At 31.2% G+C, this 25,685-nt stretch carries 20 protein-coding genes, 1 riboswitch and 1 other annotated feature; of the genes, 6 read left to right on the top strand and 14 right to left on the bottom strand.

The window, feature by feature from the left end; all coding sequences use genetic code 11:
- Nucleotides 1–88: 88 nt before the first annotated feature.
- Complete coding sequence (locus OW730_RS10090; protein ID WP_271228895.1) at nt 89–1,423, bottom strand: MATE family efflux transporter; 1,335 nt, start codon at nt 1,421–1,423, stop codon at nt 89–91.
- Nucleotides 1,424–1,768: 345 nt separating this feature from the next.
- Here OW730_RS10090 and OW730_RS10085 point away from each other — a divergent pair, with 345 nt between their 5' ends.
- Nucleotides 1,769–1,948 carry an alpha/beta-type small acid-soluble spore protein gene (locus tag OW730_RS10085; RefSeq protein WP_271228894.1) on the top strand — a complete coding sequence of 60 codons (180 nt, stop codon included), beginning with the start codon at nt 1,769–1,771 and terminating at the stop codon, nt 1,946–1,948.
- A 198-nt stretch (nt 1,949–2,146) separates the two neighbouring features.
- Nucleotides 2,147–4,216, top strand: coding sequence for an EAL domain-containing protein (locus tag OW730_RS10080; protein ID WP_271228893.1), 2,070 nt, complete (start codon nt 2,147–2,149; stop codon nt 4,214–4,216).
- A 61-nt stretch (nt 4,217–4,277) separates the two neighbouring features.
- Here the strand turns inward: OW730_RS10080 and OW730_RS10075 are convergent, their stop codons facing one another.
- The 3 genes from OW730_RS10075 to OW730_RS10065 all read right to left on the bottom strand — a co-directional run bounded on the left by OW730_RS10075 (nt 4,278) and on the right by OW730_RS10065 (nt 8,392).
- Nucleotides 4,278–4,925, bottom strand: coding sequence for a HutD/Ves family protein (locus OW730_RS10075; RefSeq protein ID WP_271228892.1), 648 nt, complete (start codon nt 4,923–4,925; stop codon nt 4,278–4,280).
- Between the two features lie 8 nt (nt 4,926–4,933).
- Nucleotides 4,934–6,139: a class 1 isoprenoid biosynthesis enzyme gene (locus OW730_RS10070; protein WP_271228891.1), complete on the bottom strand. Its 1,206-nt coding sequence runs from the start codon at nt 6,137–6,139 to the stop codon at nt 4,934–4,936.
- A gap of 117 nt (nt 6,140–6,256) precedes the next feature.
- Entirely contained in the window at nt 6,257–8,392 is a 2,136-nt protein-coding gene (locus OW730_RS10065) for a cellulose binding domain-containing protein (protein WP_271228890.1), read from the bottom strand.
- 337 nt (nt 8,393–8,729) lie between these two features.
- Between OW730_RS10065 and OW730_RS10060 the strand changes: the two genes are divergently transcribed.
- Nucleotides 8,730–10,124 carry a DDE-type integrase/transposase/recombinase gene (locus OW730_RS10060; RefSeq protein ID WP_271224722.1) on the top strand — a complete coding sequence of 465 codons (1,395 nt, stop codon included), beginning with the start codon at nt 8,730–8,732 and terminating at the stop codon, nt 10,122–10,124.
- Nucleotides 10,125–10,318: 194 nt separating this feature from the next.
- On the opposite strand, the gene OW730_RS10055 is transcribed toward OW730_RS10060, so the two are convergent.
- Nucleotides 10,319–10,543 (bottom strand): hypothetical protein, encoded by a 225-nt coding sequence (locus OW730_RS10055; RefSeq protein WP_271228889.1) that lies wholly within the window; start codon nt 10,541–10,543, stop codon nt 10,319–10,321.
- 127 nt (nt 10,544–10,670) lie between these two features.
- On the opposite strand from OW730_RS10055, the gene OW730_RS10050 reads away from it, so the two are divergent.
- The gene (locus OW730_RS10050) at nt 10,671–11,159 is read left to right on the top strand and encodes a hypothetical protein (protein WP_271228888.1); all 489 of its coding nucleotides are present in this window, start codon (nt 10,671–10,673) and stop codon (nt 11,157–11,159) included.
- On the opposite strand, the gene OW730_RS10045 is transcribed toward OW730_RS10050, so the two are convergent.
- Nucleotides 11,136–11,315, bottom strand: a complete 180-nt coding sequence (locus OW730_RS10045) for a hypothetical protein (protein ID WP_271228887.1) — start codon at nt 11,313–11,315, stop codon at nt 11,136–11,138. The two genes, OW730_RS10050 and OW730_RS10045, sit on opposite strands and share 24 nt — an antisense overlap.
- A 174-nt stretch (nt 11,316–11,489) precedes the next feature.
- Nucleotides 11,490–11,765 (top strand) — a binding site (T-box leader).
- A 134-nt stretch (nt 11,766–11,899) separates the two neighbouring features.
- Here OW730_RS10045 and OW730_RS10040 point away from each other — a divergent pair.
- On the top strand, nt 11,900–14,308 hold the full coding sequence (locus tag OW730_RS10040; RefSeq protein WP_271228886.1) for a valine--tRNA ligase: 2,409 nt from the start codon (nt 11,900–11,902) through the stop codon (nt 14,306–14,308).
- A gap of 100 nt (nt 14,309–14,408) precedes the next feature.
- On the opposite strand, the gene OW730_RS10035 is transcribed toward OW730_RS10040, so the two are convergent.
- Nucleotides 14,409–14,759 (bottom strand): PqqD family protein, encoded by a 351-nt coding sequence (locus tag OW730_RS10035; RefSeq protein WP_271228885.1) that lies wholly within the window; start codon nt 14,757–14,759, stop codon nt 14,409–14,411.
- 92 nt (nt 14,760–14,851) lie between these two features.
- On the bottom strand, nt 14,852–16,780 hold the full coding sequence (locus OW730_RS10030) for an OPT family oligopeptide transporter (protein WP_271228884.1): 1,929 nt from the start codon (nt 16,778–16,780) through the stop codon (nt 14,852–14,854).
- Between the two features lie 377 nt (nt 16,781–17,157).
- Between OW730_RS10030 and OW730_RS10025 the strand changes: the two genes are divergently transcribed.
- Nucleotides 17,158–18,606, top strand: a complete 1,449-nt coding sequence (locus OW730_RS10025) for an aminoacyl-histidine dipeptidase (protein ID WP_271228883.1) — start codon at nt 17,158–17,160, stop codon at nt 18,604–18,606.
- A gap of 119 nt (nt 18,607–18,725) precedes the next feature.
- Here the strand turns inward: OW730_RS10025 and OW730_RS10020 are convergent, their stop codons facing one another.
- The 6 genes from OW730_RS10020 to OW730_RS09995 all read right to left on the bottom strand — a co-directional run bounded on the left by OW730_RS10020 (nt 18,726) and on the right by OW730_RS09995 (nt 25,671).
- The gene (locus OW730_RS10020) at nt 18,726–19,502 is read right to left on the bottom strand and encodes an ABC transporter ATP-binding protein (protein ID WP_271228882.1); all 777 of its coding nucleotides are present in this window, start codon (nt 19,500–19,502) and stop codon (nt 18,726–18,728) included.
- Nucleotides 19,489–20,547, bottom strand: a complete 1,059-nt coding sequence (locus OW730_RS10015; RefSeq protein ID WP_271228881.1) for a FecCD family ABC transporter permease — start codon at nt 20,545–20,547, stop codon at nt 19,489–19,491. The genes OW730_RS10020 and OW730_RS10015 overlap by 14 nt, the downstream gene beginning before the upstream one ends.
- A complete protein-coding gene (locus tag OW730_RS10010) occupies nt 20,547–21,593 on the bottom strand; it encodes an ABC transporter substrate-binding protein (RefSeq protein ID WP_271228880.1) in 1,047 nt (348 codons plus the stop codon). The genes OW730_RS10015 and OW730_RS10010 overlap by 1 nt, the downstream gene beginning before the upstream one ends.
- A gap of 141 nt (nt 21,594–21,734) precedes the next feature.
- Nucleotides 21,735–21,929: riboswitch (cobalamin riboswitch) on the bottom strand.
- 325 nt (nt 21,930–22,254) lie between these two features.
- On the bottom strand, nt 22,255–23,679 hold the full coding sequence (locus OW730_RS10005; RefSeq protein WP_271228879.1) for a peptidoglycan-binding protein: 1,425 nt from the start codon (nt 23,677–23,679) through the stop codon (nt 22,255–22,257).
- A gap of 160 nt (nt 23,680–23,839) precedes the next feature.
- A complete protein-coding gene (locus OW730_RS10000; protein ID WP_271228878.1) occupies nt 23,840–24,298 on the bottom strand; it encodes a hydrogenase maturation protease in 459 nt (152 codons plus the stop codon).
- Complete coding sequence (locus OW730_RS09995) at nt 24,298–25,671, bottom strand: nickel-dependent hydrogenase large subunit (RefSeq protein ID WP_271228877.1); 1,374 nt, start codon at nt 25,669–25,671, stop codon at nt 24,298–24,300. The genes OW730_RS10000 and OW730_RS09995 overlap by 1 nt, the downstream gene beginning before the upstream one ends.
- Nucleotides 25,672–25,685 lie beyond the last annotated feature (14 nt).

Here is a 25,685-nt window from a genome sequence, read left to right as displayed (position 1 = left end):
AGTAGACTTTTTTTATAGTGTCTACTCTATAGGGTACATTTTATTTCTCATAATGGTTTTAATAACCGTCCCTAGGACTATTCATTTATTAAACTTTTACATCTGCCCATTTCTTACTCCTAAAACGCAAGAATATGACTACAGAGAAAATAACAAATGATAATATTTCTGCATACCAAACTGCTGCAATTCCCATATTTAATACTAATATTAACAAAGATGAAATCGGTACGAAAATTACCCAAAGCCTTAGAGATGTATATAACATAACTGCTGTTGTATCCCCTGCTCCTCTTAATGCACCTGACATTACAATCATAAAATTGAGTCCTGGCTGATTTAATGCTAGAAATAGCATAGCAGTTGCGCCTATTGCTAGCACAGATGTATCTGAGGAAAAGGCCTTTAGAATTCCCCCTGGAATTGCTATAAATACAATTGCCATTAAAATACCCCAAATAACTCCAAGTGCTGAAGAAATATATCCAGTTTCAGAAGCTTTGTGAACATCTTTTTCACCTAAAGCCTTACCAACAAGAGTTGCTGTTGCAATGGATATACCAACTGCCGGCATAAAGGATAGTGATTCAACTTGGATTAGAATCCTGAATGCAGCTTCAGATGATGTATCTAATTGAGATATAATGACACCCAATACAACAAATGACCCCTGCATTAATGCCTGTTCAAATGCTCCTGGCATACTTATACGCCACAAAGGCTTTACTATTTTTTTATTAATGAATAACTCAAATTTCAATTTAATTGAGCTGTCTTTAATATATAAAATATAAATATATAAAAGTACTGCAATTATTCTTGATATGGATGTTGAAAGCGCCGCACCTGCTATTCCCATCTCAGGTAAAGGGCCTATCCCTTTAATCAATAAGTAGTTACCAATTATATTCACCCCATTAGCAATTGCAGTGATTTTCATTGGTGTTTTTGTGTCTCCAGATCCTCTTAAAATAGCTGCATAAGAAAAACTTAAGAACATAGGAACCATTCCAATAATTATTATATTAAAATATGTGATAGTATTTCTGAATACCTCTTCAGAAATAGAATAAATACCAAAGATACTATTTCTGAAAATATATACTGCAATAGATATTGTAATACCAATAATAAGATTTAATACAACATTCTGCTCTGCAACCTGCTTTAGTTTATCAAAGTTCTTTTCTCCAAAAGCTCTTGAAATCATTGCTACAGCTCCAGTATTGAATGATGAAAAAATAAATATCAGTGCAAATACAATTTGATTAGCAAATCCTACAGCAGATAGCGCTTCTTTACCTATAAATTTACTTATCATAATTGTATCAGCCACACCAAGCATCGTATTTAATGCCATTTCAAGAATAGCTGGCATTGACATAGTTATAATTGATAAAATCAGTATCTTTTTACTTTTCATTAGTTTAATAAATTTTTCCAACATTTCACCTCCAAATATTTTAGAAATACAATTTAAAAATTAATATTGTATCTTATACCTGAATTACTGTACTAATATTATTTTTACTCACAAATAATTTTCAACTTCAAAAAACATTTCAAGTCTCTAAATTTTTCTTTTATAATTATAACATAAAATTCATATGAAATTTGTTAAATCAATTTAAAATTAGCTATTTACAGGTATGAAATTCTAACCATTAATCCCGTTAATCTACCATCATAATATCTTTCAAAAAGTACAAACTATTAATGTAAAGCAATACAAAAGCTTTACAAAAGCAATATAAAGGAGGAATATCTAATGTCTAAAAATTTAGTACCTGAAGCAAAAGCTGGATTAGCAAGATTTAAAATGGAAACTGCTAGAGAACTAGGTGTTCACTTTACTGAGTATAATGGAAACTTAACAGCTAAGGAATGCGGTTCTGTTGGTGGAGAAATGGTTAAGAAAATGGTACAGCAGTACGAACAAAATCTATAATTAAATATCGCACTATAAATCTCTACGGCATGTAACTTAGGTTGCATGCCTTTGTTATTCTTCTGCGACATTTTTCTACATTCGTACATATTTTTTTGTATTGTTATGATATAATAATTTCATAAACTACTATTAATAAGAATAATAATTATTTACTTATACATACCGAACAACCGAAAGGAGCTCAATGAGAAAATTATGATTAATAATATTTTTGACAAAAAGAAATCTTTAATCCTTATAGTTGATGATTCAAAATTTATCCGCTCTACATTTCGTAATTTTCTAGAAAATGAAGGTTATGAGGTTCTTGAAGCAGAAGATGGAATTAAAGCAATTGCCATTTTTAAACAAGCTAAACCTGATGTTGTTTTAATGGACTTTGTAATGCCTGGAATGAACGGAATTACTACATGTTCAAAGCTTCAAGAATTACCTAACGGAAATCGTACTCCTGTAATTATGGTTACTTCTTTAGAAGATGAAGATTCAGTTAATCAAGCCTTTGAAGCAGGCGCAACTGATTATATTAGTAAACCTATAAATTGGGCAGTTTTACGACAACGTTTAAAACGCTTAATCCATGCAAGACAAACTGAGATATCTCTTGATCAAAGTGAAGCATTTGCCCGCTCAATTATTGAGCATGCTGAAGAAGGAATTATTACCATTGATATTGAAGGTATTATTAAGTATATTAATCCAACAGCCGAAGAAATTTTTGGATATGCATCAAATGAGATTCTAGAAAAAGATATTACAACCCTTATACCTCAAGTTTATAAAAAAGGTTGTCATAATGACCCTAATGAAGTTACAGATATACATAATGAAATAATAGGACATAAAAAAGATAACTCCTCAATCCCTATTGATTTTACATTAAGTAAATTTTACGTGGATGATAAATGTTATTTCTCTATTATACTAAGGGATATTACAAAACGAAAACAATATGAAGAAATGATCAGATATCAAGCTTTTTATGATTCTTTAACGGGTCTCCCAAACAGACTTTTATTAAAAGAACGTATTACTGTGGAGATTTCACGTACTAAACGAACACATGAAAAATTAGCAGTAATGTTTTTAGATTTAGATAGATTTAAACTTATTAATGACACCTTAGGTCATGATATTGGTGATAAATTATTAAAGGAAGTTGCCAATAGATTAAAAGGTTGTTTACGCGAACAAGATACTGTTGCCAGACTTGGAGGAGATGAATTTGTTGTTTTACTTCCTGGAATAACACATGAAGAAGTTGTAGGCAAAATTGCTGATAAAATTCTTGAATCCATTAGGCAACCTATAGTCATAGATACTCATGAGCTTTATCTAACAATTAGTATTGGAGTAACTGTTTTTCCTGATGATGGAGAAGATGATGAAACATTATTGACAAATGCAGATGTTGCTATGTACAGAGCTAAAGAAGAAGGTAAAAATAACTTCCAGCTTTATACCCCTGCAATGAATGCAAAAGCCCTTGAGAGATTAGCAATGGAAAATAGTTTGCGTAGGGCGATAGAATATAATGAATTTGTACTCTATTATCAACCAAAGGTAAACACTAAAACTGAAGATGTAATTGGGATGGAAGCTTTAGTACGTTGGCAGCATCCTAAATGGGGATTAGTTCCACCAGTAAAATTTATTCCTTTAGCTGAAGAGACTGGATTAATCGTACCTATTGGTGAGTGGGTACTTCGAACTGCTTGTGCACATACTAAAGCCTTACAAAACGCAGGACTGCCACCTTTAACAGTAGCAGTTAACCTTTCTGCACGTCAATTTGAACTTCAGGACCTAACTAAAATGGTATCTAATGCTTTAAAAGATACAGGTCTTGAGGCAAAATATCTTGAGTTAGAAATAACTGAAAGTGTAGCCATGAAAAATGTAGAATACACTGTAAAGGTAATAAATGAATTGAGAGATATGGGTGTTAAATTCTCTATAGACGATTTTGGTACAGGCTATTCTTCTTTAAGTAAATTAAATAGTTTTTCTGTAAATAAATTAAAAATTGATAAGTCTTTTGTTGGAAAGATAGATGGAAAAAAGGATAATTCTATAATTGCTTCTACCGTTTTAGCTTTAGGAAAAAGCCTTGAACTTGGTATTGTAGCTGAAGGTGTAGAGAATGAAGACCAAGTTAATTTCTTAAAAGCAAATAATTGTGATGAAATGCAGGGTTACTTTTTCGGAAGACCTATGCCTAAAGAGAACTTTTTAGAATTTTATAATAATAAACTTAAGAAATAGCTATAAAATTTACAATCTAAAAATAGAGGAACTGTATATTCGAATACAGTTCCTCTATTTTTTAATAATATACTACTGCCTTAATTATTTTAACTTGAGCCTGTTTATTATTGGTGAATTTAAATGTTAATGGATTTTCCTTTTCACCTCTAGTTACTGAAATCAAATCACCTTTAAATAAATTTATTTTTTCATTATTTTCAGTTAAAATTTCTATTTCTCCCTCTACACAATAAAACACTTCAGTTATTTCTGTAAGGTCTTCCCCTATATCACAGATAAAACTAATATTCTTTGACTCCCCTCTATTTAATGAGAGATGTTCTAAAGCGCCTTTACAACCATTTCCCATCATTAAATTAAAATCTGTAACTTTTCCAAAACTCCTAGTTTCATATTCACCACTAAAAGAATCCTGTTGGAATGGTTTTAAATAAGCTTTATGATGACCTTTATGTTCAAGGTGTAACTCTCCTTCGATAACCATAATTAGTCTCCAAATTCCCGGTAAATTTGTAAAAATGGATTCCTCTACTTCAACTTTTGCTGAACTTAATCTCCATTTAAAGTTACGCTCACTGTATAGCGAATCCTTAGGGTATATCATAAGTTGAGTTGTTGTTCCTCCAGACCATTCACTAGTTTTAAAATCATTTTTCTTAATAACTTCAATATTATAATTCACTGTTATTCCCTCACAATTTATCATAAATTATATTAAATTTTACTTGCCATTATCACTTCTAATTGTTTATCAACACCTTTTTCAACATTTGTATATACTCTTGGAGAGAAGAAGTTACTTTTAGTAATATTTTTAAAAAGTTTTCTTGAAATATATCTTTTATTTTTAATAACTGCTCCAAACCTTAACAATTGAACACTCTCAGTAATAAGTTCTTTTAAAGCAGTCCGATGTTCTCCCTCCTCTTTAAAAATCTCTTTTATAGAATAATCAATAAAATTACAATATTTATTAATTAAACTATCTAACTTTCCAAACTTAGTTTGAATATTCATGATTGTATAGTGTTTATTTTTAAGATCTTCTTTTATATCCTGAAAATCATCTGCTATTTGAAGAATTACACCATATGTAAAGGCAAATAATTGATCTGCTTCTTCTAAATGACCACATACTAAATAAGCATCTGCCAACACTGATGCCCCACCTTTATAAATACTGATTCCTAAAATATCCTCACTATAAATACCACTAAGACCATGTTGTTTAATGCTCATATTTTGACCATCTTGGATTGCAACCAGCGCTTCAAATACTTCTGGAAACTCTGCTCGTGGATAATCCTTTTCAATCAAATCAATCATATAGAAAATATCTTTTTCCTGCTGTGATTTTCCAACCCCTTCACCAGTCTTTATCTTATTCCTAAACCTTTTATTAAATTCTAGCTTATACTCTCTAGATAAAGTTTTATCATCCAAAAAATTATCTGTCAAAGGATATAACATACTATAAGCAAACATTGAATCAGTTAACTTAACTTCTTTATTTAAATATATTTGCATACTATTGATTGTCCAAATATTTCTTAAAGCTTGGAAAACACTTTCAGTAGTTATATTCTTCTGGAAGTCTTTTGCCCTTTCAACAAACTCACGACTACATTCTATAAACTGTTCTCTTATTAAGTGCTCAACTGATTGTTTATTCATTTCTAATGTTTCTACCAAAAATGACTGAACTTTTTTAAGTATCTCCTTAGAATCCTCAGTCGTGCTAATCCCCTGATTATATCTATTCATATGATTTGCTAAGAACTCTTTCATCTTAAGTAAATCTTCATCTTTTTTCTTATCATATCTATAAGGAAAGATATCATATTCATCTTCTAGCGAATACCAAATATCTTCAATTTTATTTTTCAGTTCTACAAAATTTAACGATTTAGTCTTAATCATAATATCACCCCTTATAAATTATACCTTATAAGTTAATTCTTTACTACATAGTTACAAATGAATCTAATAAAACCAATATGAGAATCCCATATTGGTTAATATAACTATAGTATTATTTTATTGCCCTTTCTTACTATCACCTAATGGAAATAAGGGATCATCATAATTAGGAAATCCTAATTCTTTTGCAATTTCTCTTGCCATCATTAAATTGTCTGGGAATTCAGGTGATGGATTCACAGTACTTCTTTGAAGACTCCAAAGCATCATTCCACCTGCAGAGGTAGTATAAATATATTGAGCCACTCTATCAATTTCATTTAGTGTCCACACATGAGTTCCCCAATCCTCAGGAGGTACCATTGCCCCCATTGCAACATCGCCTTGGAAATAATACTTATATGCTTCTACTGATTCAATAGGGTCGTATAGCTCTCCAGCATTGTACCCCATAACATTGATAAGATCTAATTTATCCCCTGCTCTTTTGATTACTTGTAACATCATACCAGTTGTAGTTAGATTTTTAGGCTCTGCATCCTTCCATTTTCCCTCACCATATGCTCCAACAGACCATGGTGTAGCTGCAAGAATGTATGGTCTAGGAAGTCTCGTTCTTAATCTTTCAATAATAGAAACATATTGATTATCACTAGTACAATGAATTATTCCATTACTATCTGGTTTACATCCAAATCCAGTTAGAGGTTCATAATCAATATCCACACCATCTAAATCAAAATCTTGAACAAATCTCACAATATCATCTACATTCAAGTTACCCCAATTTGTATAGGTTGCTCCCCCTACGGACAGAAGTACTTTTGTTTCAGGATTTCTTTCTTTAAGATAGTCTATAGCTTCCTTCAAAACTACGCCTTCGTAACTAAACTCTAATCCGGTTGTACGGAAATTCAAATCTCCATTATAAATCATATCTGGTTTTGCAAATGCTAAAATTACAACATTTACATAAGAAGGCAAGTTCCCTAAGTCTGTTCCTTTTCCAGTGGAACTCCATCTATCTGACCATGATTGAAAATATCCTACAAATTTATTTTTAGGAGATGGTGGAATATCCTTCTCAGTATATTTTACAACTGAAGTCTTTACTATATCTTCTTCTACAATTATTTTACTTGGATAAGCCTCAGGCATATACATTTTAGTTTCAGTTCTATGATAATTAGCAATTATATCAAATGATTTCCCTGCAACTAACTCTTCAAAAACAACTGATTTCCCCCAATAAACATTTTTAGTATTATCACCTATTGTAACTTGAGGAATAAATATTTCCGAGCTAAATTCAGGTTTCTCCACAGTAACTTCAATTGATCCATATTTCACTTCTGGTCCCTGTCCATTTAATGTGAAGTCTTTAGGATCTTCATTCTTACCTGAATACGTTGCACCAAACCCAATCTTTACTGCCATGCCTACTGGAATTGAACTATTCCATGAGGCAGGTAAAACAGTAACTTTATTATCTACCTGAGTGAACTTTCCATTCCATAAAGAAGTAATTCTCTGATTTCCAGGAAAATGAAATGATAATTCCCATGGAGATATTTCTTCTTCTCCTTTATTAATTATCTCTATATCAGCATTAAATCCTGTATTCCAACTTGAAGTAACTTTATAAACTACCTCAAAATGTAGTTTATATTCTTCACACTTCTCATAATACTTAATATTACATTCTTTAGTTTCATTTTCTTTTACCACAATACTACTTGGTTGAATTATTGGAATAAAGGATTTTTTTTCTTTTTTAAATGTTTTTGCATCTATCTCATAACTTTTATTAGCCTCTAGATTTGAAAAAAGATGACTGGTTCCCCAATCCATTGGAACAGTTGCTCCATTCAAATATATAATAGGTTGAAAGTTATGATCACAGAACATCGGTTGCTCTAAATTAACTAAAATATTTCCCGTTTCCCCTTTCAAATCATTACTTATAACCTCAAAATCTGTAGGATCCTCATTTATAATTTTATATTGAGCTACAAAGTCTAAAGCAATCTTTTGAAAGGGTCCCATATACCAATTATATTTAGGTTCTAAAAGAACCTCATTTTCCTCTTGTTTCCAAGTACAATAATTTACTTTTACTATTTTTTGACCATTAATAAATTTAAATTTAACTTTCCAATCTTTAAGCTCATTGAAAGTATTATTTTCTATAATAATTCTTCCTTTAAAGTAATCAGTTTCTTCATTTAATTTTATATACTTCACAGAGTACATTTAATTAACTCCTTATTCAGTATTTTATTAAAATAATAGACCTTCACTTTTATTTTATTATGTCACACAAATTTTTGTTACTATATTCGACAAAAGAGACTTTTACTTATTAAGTAACAGCCTCTTATGCTAATTCCTATTTAGTTTCTAATAATTCTTCATATGGCCATCCCTCTTGACCATTTTGGTATTGTCAAAAGTTTTAATGGTACTTTCGACGTAACCCCTTGATTTTCAATACTTTATCTATATTAGACTTGCCCCCTCCCTCTAAAGGTGTTAATTTTAGTTTGCGAAAAAAAATATATAACCAAAGATAAGGAGGCAAGTTTTTAACATGATTAATTATTATTTAGTTTTGTATATTGTTTTTCTTAAGCAAGTTATAAATCTACTCATTATTTTATTGACTGGAAAAGGACTCAATAAGATCCCCAATTCTGATACTTTAGATAAACCTTACAGGAAAATACAAGTGGATGATAAACCAATAATTGTGAAACCTGAAAGGTTAGATTACAGAGAACTCCTATCGGAGCATTATAAACTCAAAGGTAAAGAGTTAGCTCCTGTTAGAACTCAAAAAGGACGTTCTCACGTGAGTTCTAAAATCAGTTGTCCTAAATGCAATGCTCCAAATATTTATCTATACGATAACAATGGAGGGCGTGGTCAATATAAATGCAAAGTCTGTTCCACTAACTTTAACACTAAAAACCTTTATGATAAGCAGGTAAGATTTAAGTGTCCTCATTGCAATAAATTTTTAGAACGAATTAAAAATCGTAGTAATTTTACCATTTACAAATGCCGAAACAACAACTGTTCTTTTTATAAAAACAACTTAAAGTCTATTACCAAAGAAAAACCCTATGACACTAAAGTTAGATATATATTTAGAGAATTTGATTTCGATTTTGCATCTCTAAAGGGCGATAGTCCTGTGCAAAGTAATATATCCTTATCCAAGATGTATTCATCATCCCACGTATTTGGCTTAATAATGACTTACTACGTAAATTACGGATTATCTTCAAGAAAAACAGCAGCTATCATGAGAGAAGTTCATTGTGTTAAAATATCACATCAAACTGTGCTAAACTACGCTGCAGCTGCTTCTGTTCTACTAAAACCAATGGTGGACAACTATCCCTATAATCCAACAGAATCTATATGCGGCGATGAAACATACATCAAAGTCAATGGTAAATGGAACTATATATGTTTCTTCTTTGATGCTGTTAAAAAGATAATTCTCTCGTATAGAGTTTCGCCTAATCGCGATACTTTCTTAGCTTGTAGAGCCATCTACGATGTTATCACTAAGTACGAAAAACTTCCTGAAAGCCTTAAACTAGTAGTTGATGGTAATCCAATATATCTGTTAGCAGAAGTTTTCTTCGCTAATCACGATATTAATTTTGATGTCATGCAAGTAATTGGACTTACCAATGATGATGAAGTTTCAGCTGAATATCGTCCTTTAAAACAGATTATTGAACGATTAAACAGAACCTTTAAGAGAAGTTATAAGACTACTAATGGCTACAATAGCTCAAACGGCTCTATAACTCATATAATTCTTTTTTGTACATACTTCAATTTCTTGAAACCTCATGCAAGCTTAGAACAAAAAGTTCCTGTAATAATTCCAGAACTTGAAGAGTTGGAAACCATGCCTGCACGTTGGTGCAAATTAATGAAATTAGCTGAGTCATACTGCCAATCTTAATATCGCATTATTTTAAAATCGACCTATATCATAGGTTTATTTGCCATACCCTTTTTTAGAATCACACATCCCTTTCGGGATAAAAAATATTAATCTTTTCAATTTCTCGGAGAGAAATATCCTTCGTTTTCCATTTTCAATTTTCCATTCTCAACTAAATTAATCTTCTTGTCTTTAAATCCTTATATTCCTTATCAATTTTCATATACTTTTGACACTACCCCATTTTCTAATATGTATAATCTATTTTCATCTATTGCTTTTTCTTTTAAATAGTCATATGTTCTTTTTGCCCCGCCATTTCCACGTGGACATATAATTACAATATCTTCTTTAGAATCAGTTAAATCATCCAAGATTTTATCTAACTTAGCTTTATCTTCTTCAGTTTTCACTGGATATGAAATAGAAAAAATCAATATTAAGAAGCTTACTTATCAAAAAATTTCTGATATTACCCTCTTCTTCTATAAGTTTTTTCTATAACTATTATTTGATTTTTCTATTATAATTAAAATATAGAGAATATTCATTTGGAGGTATGGCATGATAGATTTCGGTGTTATAAAAACTTATCCTCAAGAAGAAAGAGACAGAATAGTTAAATCAGAACTCCCAGAAGAAAAGGTTAAATTACTTGAGAAATATGGACTTCGCTGCAACGAGAATCTTTATTGGGAAAAAGCTCAATACAAGTATAAAACTCAAGAATTTTTTAGTCATAGACTTGTTAGACGCTGCTCTGTAATGGCTATTATTTTTCACATGTATAGATTATGCATTGCAAAAATAAATTATTTTGAAAGAAATTGGACATATTATACACCATGTAAATTTGATTGGAAAAAGGGTACATTTGTAGAATGTGAACTTTTTGATATGGAATGTATCAAACAAAAACATACAGGTATTGTTATAGATTTACGTAATCTTTCAGCCATAATCGATATAAATGTTTTCAGATCAATGTGTACTGATTTGGAAAGTGCATTAGATAACGCCACTAATAATTTAGCAAAAGCTTCCACTTTTTAGTGGAAGCTTTTTTCCAATTAACCCTGATACAGGCTTGGAGGTATCACTTCTAAGTACGAATTTTATTAAAATACTTCCTGTATTCTCTGCAAGACAAGTTATATTCAATGAAAAAATAATACATATGCTCATAAAAACAACGGTTAGTTTCTTCATTCTTCCACCCCTTCATCAATAATTTCACACCAATAAAAGGTAATATTCAACTTTATAGGATATTATTAGATTGGATGCATGATAATACTTCACCATAATAATTAATAAAATAAATAAAATAAGTGTTGACATTAAATTATTAAGAGCATATAATAATTTTAAAATTCAAAATATTTAAAGACTTCGAAGAGGAGGAGTACATAAGCTACTGAAATGCAGAGAGGAGATGTTGGTGAAAATTCTCCATGATGGGTTTGTGGAAGGTAGCCTCTGAGTCGTGAACCGAAATCTATTTTGAGAGTAGACTTCAACGGAGTTCCTACCGTTACAAAGGAAACAGTATCGGATATTTAATAATTTGTTATATTTATTTCCATCCCGTACTGTATTGAGAGTGTGTGTAAACACAAAGTTAGGTGGTACCGCGGAGATATACCCTTCGTCCTATTTTATTAGGATGAAGGGTTTTTTATATTTAAAATTAGTTTTGTGCACAAAAATTAATTTTATCACTAATAAATATTTAAATGCCGGCATTATAAAAACCCTATTATGAAATAAAAAATTAAAGAGGAGTGTTAGTAATGCTTAATAAAAAATATGACTTTAATGATTGTGAAAAAAGAATTCAGAACTTTTGGGAAGAAAATAATATTTTTAAATATGAAAATGATAATAATAAAGAAATTTATTCTATTGATACACCCCCTCCAACTGTTAGTGGAGATATCCATATTGGGCATATCTTCTCTTATACACAAGCTGAGATGATAGCAAGATTTCATAGAATGCAAGGTAAGAATGTATTCTATCCCTTTGGATTTGATGATAATGGACTTCCAACAGAGCGGTTAGTTGAAAGAGAATTAGGCATTAAAGCCAAGGATATGGCAAGAAGTGAATTTATAGAAAAATGCTTAGAAACCACAGATAAATATGAAGAGAAATTTAAGGATCTATGGAAATCACTTGGATTCAGTTGTGATTGGAATCTTCAATATAAAACCATAAGCCCTTTATCTCAAAGAATTTCTCAAAAGTCATTTATGGAGCTTTATAAAGATGGAAAAGCATATATTGAGGAAAGCCCTGTACTCTGGTGTACAGAATGTCAAACATCTATAGCTCAAGCTGAGTTAGAAGTAAAAGAACTGGAATCCTATTTTAATTGGATTACATTTAATATTGAGAATACAGATATCCAAATAGCTACTACTAGACCTGAGCTTCTTTATGGATGTAGTGCTGTATTTGTACATCCAGAAGATGAGAGATATAAAGAGTTTATAGGAAAGGAAATCTCCATTCCTTTGTATGATTTTAAGGTTCCTATTATTGCTGATGAAGAAGTAGATATGAAAAAAGGTACCGGTGTAGTAATGTGTTGTACTTTTGGAGATACTTCTGACTTAGAGTGGTTTAAAAAATACAGTCTTCCATATAAGAAGGTTATTACTTCTGAAGGATATATTGAAAAAGATATCAAATATATCGGAGGATTAGCTATAAAGAAAGCTAGAGAACAGATTATAAAAATTCTAGATGAAAAAGGTTTATTATTAAAGAGAGAAAAAATCACCCATACTGTTTCAGTTCATGAAAGGTGTGGAAAAGAAATAGAGATAATTCCTTCAAAACAGTGGTATATAGATATAATCAGTTCTAAGGATAGATTTATTCAAGCTGCTGATGAAATCAACTGGCATCCTGCTCATATGAAATCCAGATATCTTAATTGGGTTGAAAACTTGAAATGGAATTGGTGTATTTCTAGACAAAGATTCTTTGGAGTACCTTTTCCTGTATGGTACTGTAAAAATTGCGGTGATGTTCTACTTGCTGATGAAAGCCAGCTTCCTGTAAATCCTATTGAGGATAAACCAAATGAAATTTGCAATTGTGGTTGTGATGAATATATACCTGAAACTGCAGTACTAGATACTTGGGCAACATCTTCGGTAACACCAATGATAAATAGTAAATGGGGTGAAGAAGATGATATAAGTTCAAAAATTCTACCTATGAGTATGAGAACTCAAGCACACGAAATCATTAGAACTTGGGCATTTTATACAATAGTTAAAAGTATTTATCATACTGGTGAAATTCCTTGGAAGGATATAATGATATGTGGATTTGTTTTAGCAAAGAAGGGTGAGAAAATAAGTAAATCAAAGAAGAACTCTAAAAACTCTCCAACTGAACTCATAAAGGATAACTCTGCTGACAGTATAAGATACTGGGCAGCTTCAGCAAAACTTGGAACAGATACAATGTTCTCAGAAGATGAATTAAAACTTTCTAAGAGATTCTTAACTAAACTTTGGAATAGTGCAAAATTTACTTTAATGCATCTTGCAGATTTCAAAGGTGAGAAACCCGCAAAAATTCTTCCTGCAGATAGATGGATTATAGATAAATATATGCAAACTGCCAATGAAGCAGCAGAATACCTAAAAAAATATGAGATTGGACTTTCAAGAGGAGTTATAGATGATTTTTTCTGGAAAGACTACTGTGATAATTATTTAGAACTTGCTAAGGACAGATTATATAAACCAGAAGTTTATGGTGAAGAAAACAGTGCTTCAGCTCAATATGCTCTATACGAAACATTCTTAGGTATATTAAAGCTTTACGCAATATACGTTCCTCATATAACTGAAGAAATCTATCAAAGTTATTTTTCTAAATTTGAGGATAAACCATCAATACATCAATTAACATGGGACAATAAAAGTAATGATAATGAAAGCATTCCATCTGATTATATAACTCTAGGTGAGATAATTAAAGATATTTTAACGGAAGTAAGAAAGTATAAATCAGAGAGAAATTTATCCCTTAAAGAACCTTTAAAAACTATTCATATTTCAATACCTCAAAAATTCATAAACATGATTTCTGAAAATGAAAAGGACTTAATAGCATGCACTAAAGCTGAAGTGATTATTTTCAAATGTAGTGATGAAATTAAGATTGATATTGATTAACAATATGATATTTACAGCTTTACTTCATATGTACTTGATATGTACTAAATTACTATTACCTCCATTGTAAAAAATAAACCCTCTTACTATGTAAGAAGGTTTATTGTTGTCCTTTTTCAACTCCTATCCAGCCTTTTTTAAGAAGATATCTCATATACATAATGAGTCTCTGTTGACTATCTTCAGGAGTATCACCAAATTTTTCACTCATAATTTTAGATATTTCATAAATATTCTTTTTACCATCTATTAGTTTCCATACTGCACTACCTCTTTCATCAAGTTCCATATCGCTAACTGTTGATTTCTTGAAAAGCCATCTTATAAATTTTTCGATATCTTTATCATGATGAAATATCAAATAAACTTTTCCTCTTCTTACTTCCCAATCTTCATGTTTAATTTTAGGGATATATAATAAAAAATTATCTTCTTTATTTTTTTTAGACATGCTAGTCATCACCTTTATAAAAATTTAAAATAAGGGTTATAAATTTCTATAACCCTTATCTATTATTATTAATTAAAATATTTTATTTATGCTTATAAAGATTTTTCAGTTACTTTAGTTGAATATTTATAAATCCATAATCCAAGTAACATAAATACTACTGCAGCAACAAAACTACTTTGTGCAATAGCTGAATCTTTAAATACTGCAATATTTATACCTAGTGTAGTGAATGCAGCAATTAATATACCCATTAAAGCATCTCCAGCAACTAAACCTGAAGCAAGTAAAATTCCTTTTTCAACTTGTAGTTTTTGCTGTTCTTCTTCCTTCTTGAATTTCTTCTCAACGAATACTCTAACGATACCACCAACTAAAATACTTGCATTCAAGTGAATTGGTAAGTATAATCCAAGAGCTATTGGAAGAATAGGAAGTTTTGCAAGTTCACAGAATACAGCGATAATAACTCCTACAGTAACTAAAGCCCAAGGAAGTTCTCCAGTCATAACTCCTTTAACAACCATAGACATTAATCCTGCCTGTGGCGCTGGAGCTGCAGCTGAACCTATTATATATACATCGTTAATCATTAATACTACTGCACCTGCAGCAACAGACGCAACTGCTAAAGCAAGATACATTCCAATCTGAACATTCTTTGGTGTACCACCAATAACATAAGTAGTTTTTAAACTTTGAGCTGTTCCACCTGCAACCGCTATAGCAACACAAACTATACCACCAACGATGATAGCCGCTAACATACCTTTTTCGCCTATGAATCCACAAGCTTTTAAGATAGATGTAGCAAATAATAATGTTGCAATTGTCATACCAGAAACTGGGTTGTTAGATGCTCCGATAAGTCCAACCATTCTTGCCGATACAACAGAGAAGAAGAATGAGAAAACAATTATCATAATAGCCCCAAAGAATCCAACCTTAACGCTTGCAATAGGTAATACTAAAGTTAGTACGAAAACTAAAATAGCTGATGCAATTACCCAAGTAATAGGTGCATCTAAATTATGTCTTTCTGCAGTACCAGTTTCTCCACCACCGATACCAGACATAGCTGATTTAAATGATTTTATAATAGTTGGAGTAGATTTTGCAAGGCTAATGAAACCACCTGTTGCAACAGCACCTGCTCCGATATATCTAATATATTTACTCCATATTTCCCATGCATTCATTTCTGAAATTAACTTTGTAGATGGGAATAATGGAACTGCTAGTCCAGAACCTACGTATTTAATTAAAGGTATAATTCCAAGCCAAGCTAATAATGAACCTGCGAACATATATACTGATGCTCTTAATCCAACGATAAATCCTACACCCATTAAAGATGCAACATTGTTAAAACCAAAAATAGTACCTTGCATTGGCTTTATAACCCATTCTGGTTCTTCAGCTATTAATCTGATTCCACCAGCCAACATCTTGTACATAGCTCCACCAATTAATCCAAACATAACTGTTTTGAAACCATCTCCACCTTCACTACCTGAAACAAGCACTTCTGCCGCAGCCATACTTTCAGGGTAAGAAAGTTTACCATGTTCTTCAACAATTAAGAACTGTCTTAGGGGAGTTACAAAGAATACTCCTAAAAGACCTCCTAAACAAGTTACAATTACTATAGTTTGTAAGTCTAATTTCATTCCCCATAGGATGATTGCAGGTAATGTGAATATGATACCACCAGAAATAGACTCACCCATAGCAGCCATAGAAGCTATCATATTTGCTTCTAAAATATTATTTCTTCTAAAAACAGCTTTTAATAAGCCTGTCCCTAAAATTGCTCCAGGGATACCTGCAGCGATAGTTAATCCAACCTTAATTCCAAGGTAAGTGTTAGCAGCAGCAAAAATAATTGCAAACAAAACACCAATTGCTAATGAAATTGCAGTTGTCTCTGGCATTGCAGTTTTAGAAGAGACAAAAGGTACATAATCTTCACCCTTACATCCACCATAAGCAGTATGGGAAAGCTTCTTTTGTTTTTCCATTAAGTATTCCTCCTTAGTATAAAAACTAATAATAATAACAAAAACGACAAAATACTTCGTCTTTTATCTTGTCAAGCCAAGTATACTATATCTATTAATAAAAATCTACATTTTTTTTCCGTATATAGACGAATTTTTATATTAAGTTTAATTGTATCTAAATTATTTCAAAACTTTTCTATTAAGCTATTGACAATCCATTAAATTGTGTTTAAATAAATATGTATACTATTGGCATACATTTCTAATTAATTTAATCACATTCAAAATAACTTTTATGGATTTGTTTCGTATATATCTTGTGATTAAATATTTTTAAAAATCCATATGGAGTAGTAGCATAATAGTTACAAAATAATTTACTAGAGGTGTTAACTATGTTAGAAAATTTAAATGGACTTAAGAGTTATAATGTCTTTGAAATTTTTAAAAAAATGAATGAAATACCTAGAGGTTCAGGCAATGAAAAAGCAATTTCTGATTGGTTAGTTACATATGCACTAGATAGAGAACTTGAAGTTATTCAAGATGAGGCTTTAAACATCATAATTAAAAAGCCTGCAACAAAAGGATATGAAAATTCTCCTGGCGTAGTTATACAAGGTCATATGGATATGGTTTGTGAAAAAAACAAAGGAACTAAACATGATTTTGAAAAAGATCCTATAAAATTTATTGTTGAAGGAAATAAATTAAGAGCCGATGGAACAACTTTAGGAGCTGATAATGGTATTGCTGTAGCCTATGGTCTCGCTCTTTTAGATGATGAGAATGTAGAGCATCCAGAACTAGAGCTACTTTTCACAACAGAGGAAGAGACTGGAATGGATGGAGCCTTAGCCTTAAATCCAGATAGTATAAAAGGAAATATGCTTATTAATATTGATTCAGAAGAAGAAGGAACACTATTAGTAAGTTGCGCTGGTGGAGTAAGACAGGTTATTGAACTTGATGGAAATAGAGAAAATGTACAAGGAAAAGGTATTAAAATTGAGATAAGAGGACTTAAAGGTGGCCACTCCGGTATGGACATCAATAAAGAAAGAGGAAACTCTAATAAGCTTATTTCTAGAATCCTTAATGATTTACGTAAAGAGATGAAAGTTAGAATAAATAATATTAATGGTGGTTCTAAGATGAACGCAATCCCAAGAGAATGCGATTGCACAATCATAATTAATGAGAACAACATTGATAAAGCAGTAGAAATTATTAATGACTATGATAATATATTTAAAAAAGAACTTTCTGCATCTGATAATGGTATTCAAATATCATTCAAAAATGTTGATGTAACAGATGCCTTTACTATAGAGTCAACAAATAAAATTATTGATATGCTTCTTCTTATACCTAATGGCATTCAATCAATGAGCATGCAAATAGATGGACTTGTTGAAAGTTCAACAAACATAGGTGTATGTGTTTCAAGTGATAGTAAAATCACCTTTGTTAGTGCTATAAGAAGCTCAGTAGAAAGCCGAAAATGGGAAATCGCAAAAAGAGGAGATGCCCTATGCAATTTACTTGGTGCATCAGTAGAATATCAATCAGCTTACCCAGCATGGCAATATAAAGAAAACTCTAAACTAAGAGATCGTATGGTATCTGTATATGAAAACATGTACGGAAACAAACCAAACATATCTGCAATTCATGCTGGTTTAGAGTGCGGTCTTTTTGGAGGAAAATTTGGAGAAAGAATGGATATGATTTCATTTGGACCAAATTTACATGATGTTCACACACCTAATGAATGGGTAGAAATTAGTTCAGTAGACAGAGGTTGGGATTATTTGCTAAGTGTTTTGAAAAGCTTGAAATAACTCAATTATTTAACTGTATTTTCAATAGATTTGAAATTAATAAAAATATGAATTGCATTTTAACATAGAAAAAGAGTGTGAACTTTAGATATAATATCTTAAGTTCACACCTTTTTTATTTATACTATTCCTAAAGGTAAAAAATAAGGTGAATCATTTTCTTCATCATAAAATATCTTTGCTTTTAAGTTGAACACATCTTTGAGTAAATCTTCATTAATAATATCCTTTGGTTTTCCTCGTTTATATATGTTTTTATCTTTCATAACAATTATCTCATGAGAATATCTAGCTGCCTGATTCAAATCATGAAGTACCATAATTATGGTTATTCCAAACTCTTTATTTAACCTATTAATAAGCTCTAAAACCTCATATTGATAGCATATGTCAAGAAAAGTTGTTGGTTCATCCAACATTAATACTTCTGGCTGTTGCGCTAATGCTAAGGCTATCCATGCTCTTTGTCTTTCTCCACCTGAAAGGGTCATAACCTGTCTATGCTGAAGATGATTCATTTTTGTTTCCTTAATAGCCCAATCTACTACCTCTAAGTCCTTCTTTGATAACTTACCTGAAATACCTGTATATGGATATCTACCAAATGAAACTAAATCTCTTGCTGTAAAATCATCTGGTGCTTTTGGCATTTGCGGTAAAATTGACATTCTTTTTGCTAAAAGCTTTGTATCCATTTTCACTAAAGCTTCGCCATCTAAATATACTGCACCCTTCTTAGGTTTTAAATTCCTTGATAATGATTTTAAAAGAGTGGACTTACCACATCCATTAGCCCCTATTAAAGATATTATTTTTCCTTTTTCAATTTTAAAATTCATATCATCAACTATCACATTATTATCATAAGCTAAAGTTAAATTATTAACCTCTAACACGAGTCTTCAGTCCTCCTCTCAATAAGTAAAGGAAGAAAGGGGCACCTAATAATGCCATAATTATCCCTACTGGAATTTCAATTGGATCCATTATGGTTCTGGCTAATGTATCACAAAGAACTAATAATGATATTCCCATTAATGCACTTGCAGGAAAAAGATATCTATAGTCAGATCCTATAATAATTCTAGCTATATGCGGCACAATAAGCCCTACAAATCCAAGTAATCCAACCATACTTACTGCATTAGCAGCTAGTAATGCCGCTATAGCAATAAAAGATAATCTAATTTTCTCTACCTTTAATCCCAAACTAACAGCAATTTCATCTCCAAGCATTAAAATATTTAATTTATTTGAAAAAATACATGCTACAATTATTCCAAACAAAGCATATGGCCACATTACTCTTAAATGAACCCAACTCTTAGCTGCAAGTCCTCCTACCATAAAAGTTATTACTCCATGGACTCTATCTGGGAAAAAAATCATAAGAGTATTTATTCCAGCACTTAAGAAAGAAGATACCGCAACACCTGCTAATATCATTCTAAGAGGTTTAATTCCCCCTTTCCAAGCTAGAATATATATAAGTAATGTTGAAGTTAATGCTCCAATAAAAGCTACTGGTGGCACTAAATAATAATAGCTTGGAAATAAAATAAGTATTGTTACTGCTGCTAGTCCTGCACCTGAAGATACTCCAATAATATTAGGGGAAGCAAGGGGATTTCTCATAACCCCCTGAAGAATTGCCCCTGCAACAGATAAACTCATCCCAACCAGTGCAGCTACTAAAGTTCTTGGAAGTCTAACATTCCATATTATCTGCCTATTTATTCCTTCTGTATCTTTAAATATACAGTGTATAACATCCCCAAATGGAATTTTAAGTGCTCCTAAGCTAACACTCAAAAGTATTGAGAAAACACTAAGTATAATGAGGGAAATCAATACTCCTAATTTATAACTTCTCTGCTTTCTTAACATTTCCCAAGAAGTGCTGGTTCTTTCCTCTTCAGGTTTATCTAATGCTAATTTCATTATTTAAACACCTCAGGATATAATAATTCAGCTATATATTGTACAGCTTCTGGATATTTTGCATTTGGCTTATATGTGAATAACTCCTTAGGAAGATAATAAATCCTTCCTTCTTTTACTGCTCTTAATGATGCCCAAGCTTCATTAGATTCTATATCATCTTTAATTCTCTTATTAACCTTTTCTAAATCTCCCATTGTTGTTATAAAAATAATATCTGGATCACTCTCAATAATTCTCTCTATGCTAAAGTCCACCTTTGTTGCTCCTTCTACTTGAGCACCTTTAACTATATTATCACCATAAAGCATATCTACAATTTCACCTGTTAAAGATGTTGGAAGCTCTGTACTTACTGAACGAGTTGAGCTAAATAAAATTGCAACCTTTGGTTTTTCCTCATTTTTAACTTTATCTTTTATTGCTTCTACATTATTTCTTATATCTTCAATTTTTGTATCAAATATTTCTTTCTTATCTGTTAATCTTGTGAAAAGATAAAGAGTATCGATAAAGCTTTCATATGGTTTATAGCTTGTATTTAAATATAAAGCTTGTATATTATTCTCTTTAAGTGCATCCTTCAACTCAGCTTGCTTACTTGTTACTGAACTCAAAATAACTAAATCTGGTTTTAAAGCTATAATCTTCTCTAAGTTAGGACTAAATGCACTTCCTATTTGTTCAACATCAGTTGCTTCTTCAGGGACATTAGTACTACCTGAGCATCTAGCAATTGCTTCTCCGCCTGCTAAATACCATAAATCAATAAATGAACTATGAAGTACAATTACTCTTTCTGGATTTTTTTTAAAAGTATTCTCATTTCCTAAAGGATCTTTATACGTTATTGAATCTTCTGTTTCATTGATAATGTATTCAGGTACTTTAAATGACTCCTGAGAGCTTGTTTCTTTTTTCTCTACAGAATTACTATTTTCTACAGATGTTTTATTATTATTTACTTCATTATTCTTATTGCTGCAACCACTAAAAACTCCTAACACTAGTAACATAGTTAATAAAACTGATACTATTTTTTTCATTGCCCTTTCACTCCTCATTTGATTTTAAAAATAAAAAAATCCCAAACTTCACTTGGGATTATAAACATACATATATCACGCTACAAATAAACCTATAGCTTCTCTGATAATGTACCACTCTCCTTCCCTCCGAAGGCTTATTTTATGGTGCTTTAAAAGGCAGGTTTCCTGACTTATGAATCACTTAAATAAAGTTTCCTTCCCAGCCAAAGCCAGTGGATATAACTACTTTATTTATCATCAATTACAGTAGCGGGGGCTGCAACGGATTCTAACCGTTTTCCCTTTTCATTCCCTATACATAATATAAGGAACACCTTAAAAGCCAATATTAAATTACAACATAATAAATTATATCATCAATGTTACCACTTTACTACATAAAAAATATTTTTTTTACATTTAAAGCACTCTCTGCATCTAAAACTAATTTACGTACAATTCCTGCTGTTTCAGATGTTTTTGATACTTTCTCAATACTTTTGATAGTTTAATTATTCAGCACTGCACACAAAATCTTCCACCACTATAGTATGGCCTATTTTAAAATTTTCCATATTTAGGAATTACTTACTCCTTGGTTCTATACTCTTTAAAAACTCTACAGCAAGATATTATTTTATCACGGGAATAATTTTGTTCCTTCATAAAAAGCTTTTCACTAATAATCTACTTCCTTAATAAAAAAATCATTATTTCTTTTATAATATTTAATAGGAATCCATACTGGAACCCATTTTACTAATGGGACAAGAGAATTTTCTAGCAACATATTTTGGGGATAATTAAAATAAATAGTAGGACTATTTCTATTAGGTCCCTTTGCAAGCTCCAAAATCGCTACCTTAACACGTGAAATCTTATACCACGTAGTTCTATCAACATAACCATTAGTTTTTAAACCAAAAACTTTCTTAAAGGTATTTACAGCTTTCTCCGTTTTGTTACCAAATTTTCCATCCTCGTCTAATTTAATAATTGCTGGATAATTGTTACTAATAACATTTAAACTCTTTTGAAGTTCTATTACAGCTTCTATTTTATCCACACCTTTATATAAATCCCCCTTAAATGAAGTTTCATATTCACCTATTCCTTCTGCAACAGCTATTTTATAATTAAGGTGACTATAAAAATACCCTAAAATTTCTTTATGATCCATTTGATCTTTTATCGCAAGTCTTACAGTTTCCCATTGAAATAGAAACCCAGAGATTTTAACTTTTTTCCCATCACAATATTGAGCTAACAATGGATATCCATTTTCCATTTTTATATACGTAAGAAACATTTCATCAACAACTTTATTAATTTCTGCGTAAGTAGGTGAGTTATGCACATAATTTTGATCATGAGCTGTAGAATTTGTTATAGTAAAAATTTTAGGTTTATAAAACTCGGTCGCATACCTATTCAACGTAAAGGATATAACAGCAATTGCATTAGCCTTAATTGCTTCTATGGGCCATGAGGACAAAATTTCATTAGCAAGTACATTTTTTATATAATCTGTAAAAGCTACAGGGTAATTTATTGAAGAGTTGTTGTACGGAGATCCTTCATGTACAATAATCTCTTTTGGGATCTTAGTAATTGGAGGTAGCATTTCTAAATACGGGCCCTCCGTACCCATTAAAAATGTAATCTCTTCTGGAATTTTAGGTGGATAATTTCCGTATAATCTGTTTGGTGGAATTGTTATTTCTTCTATTTGGCTCCTATCATTACTGTCTTCAATAGAAGTGAGTTTAACTTCTTGTATTGCTTCTGAATCTGGTAAAATACGTATTCCTTTAATTCTAACAGTCTTATATTTATCTGCTCTTACTTCTATAGAATACAAAGAATAAGGTATTACGTCTCCTGGTTCTATAGAATATTGTTTATTGGGTGCAGAAAGTTCAATGCTTTTTGTTTTACCTGAATCATCAGTTTCAAGGGTTCCAATATTAAGTTCTCTATTTTCCGTTATTTTCTTAATTTCTACTTTTGCTCCTTTAAACGGTTTTGCTCTATCTCCGATATACACGAATACATTCAATTTACCATTTTGCTCTTGTAGATATGAGTCATTGCCATTTCTCATATTTTGCCTCCCTGTAAATAAATATTTTTAAATTATAATATAATTATATTCAATATCTATTTAATGTTTCTTTATTATTCATGTTACTTCTAGTATCACTCTAAACTATTATAAGGGCAAAATATTTTAACATAAGGAATTGATTAATAAAATTAATTTCTTAATTATTTGACTCATTAAATATTTTCTGAATTTCCCCTTTAACTTTTTCACAAATACTTTGTAATTCACCACTTAAATTTTCACTCAATTGGCACCCGAACTGAATTTTTTCAATCTCTATCCCAATAAAATAACCATTTACCTTCTTTCCATACATAGTTAATCCTTTTAATAAACTCATTTCATGTTGAGAATATACACTCTTATAATCATTATTCAATTCACGTATTGGACAAGTTGTAACACATCCTGGCCTAATATTTAAATAGGTAGCATCAATAATAAGAATAAAGTCATCTTTTTTAATGAAACTCATACAATAGTCAGCATCTGTTTCCCCAATAATAACTTCAATATCTCTTTCTGATAGCCAATCTTGTATCTCTTCTGCAACAACTATTCCAATTCCATCATCCATCATAATTGGATTCCCTATTGCAAATAATTTTTTCTTCATCACCCAATTATCATCTCTACTGCGTTATATTCGCCTCTTACATGGGTTGCACAAGATACACATGGGTCAAAGGATCGCACAATTCTTCCAATCTCAACTGGATGATTAATATCAGCAATTTCTGTTCCAATAAGAGCTTTTTCTACAGGACCTCTTACGCCCTTTTTATCCATTGGAGACAAGTTCCATCCAGATGGTGTGATGATTGTATACCTTCCAAGTTTCTTCTCCACTATATTTACCCAATGCCCTAATGCTCCTCGTGTTGTATCCACTAATCCTTCTCCAGCACCCTTTATTGGAATCTCATAAATTTTTTGACTGCTTTCTTTCAACTGTATTCTTTCTAACAAAACCTCCATTATTTCAATTATTCTTTTTGCCTCATAGGCTCTTGCTATAGTTCTATCCATCAATGAAATTCCTCTTCTATAATATCCACCTAACCACATTCTAGCTAATGGACCTACTTCCATAGGTTTCTCATTGTATCTAGGAGCTTTAATCCAAGAGTATGCATCTTGTTTCATACGGTCCGGTTCCCCATCTTGATACCATGAATAATTTATTTGTTCTGTAATCCTATCTGGCTTAAATACCTCTTCTTTTCCATTAATCCATACTTTTGGAGTAACATAAGTTCTATCTAAATCTTTATAGGTACTAAAACATCCATAGCTCATCAAGTTTTTGTGCCCTATTCCTTGCTTAAAACATTCAGGATAATACTGCCCCACAATCTCTACATCTTCTATCATATTGTTAACCACGAACTCTTTAATCTCTTGTAACATAGACTTTATTTTCATATATTTTGAGATATCCATATTAACAGTTGCTCCACCAACAAAAATACCATGGTTATGAGGAACTTTTCCTCCCAACTCTGCCAACATTTCATGAGCCATCCTACTGTATTTAATAGATGTGACATAATCTTGAGCTATTTTTTTATTCAGTTTTTCAGGAAGACGAAAATCATTGTGAGATACTACATATACAGGATGAATTTCTGGTCCTTTAACAAAATCAGGAAAAGTATATTGGTAAATATGACGAATATGATTTTGTACAAACTCACATCCATGAATAAAATCTCGAATCATATTATCATTCTCATCTGCTGCTACATTTAAAGCATTTTCTAAAGCAAAACTTGATGCCATACTATGAGCAGTGGAACAAATACCACAAATTCTTTGCGTGAAATAAATAGCATCTAAAGGATCTCTACCTTGAAGCATTGCTTCAAATCCTCTAAAAAGCATACCACTGCTTTTTGCATCTACGATTTTCCTATTTAAAATTTCCACTTCAATCTCTAAGAAACCGCTAATCCTGGTAACTGGACTGATGGTTATTTTCCTATTCATATTACTTATTTCTC

Origin of the sequence: Oceanirhabdus sp. W0125-5 (genome assembly GCF_027938815.1) — a bacterium.
In the GTDB taxonomy this organism is placed as follows: domain Bacteria; phylum Bacillota; class Clostridia; order Clostridiales; family Clostridiaceae; genus Oceanirhabdus.
Note: the sequence above shows the minus strand (reverse complement) of the source record. Positions and strands in the feature narration are given on the sequence as shown.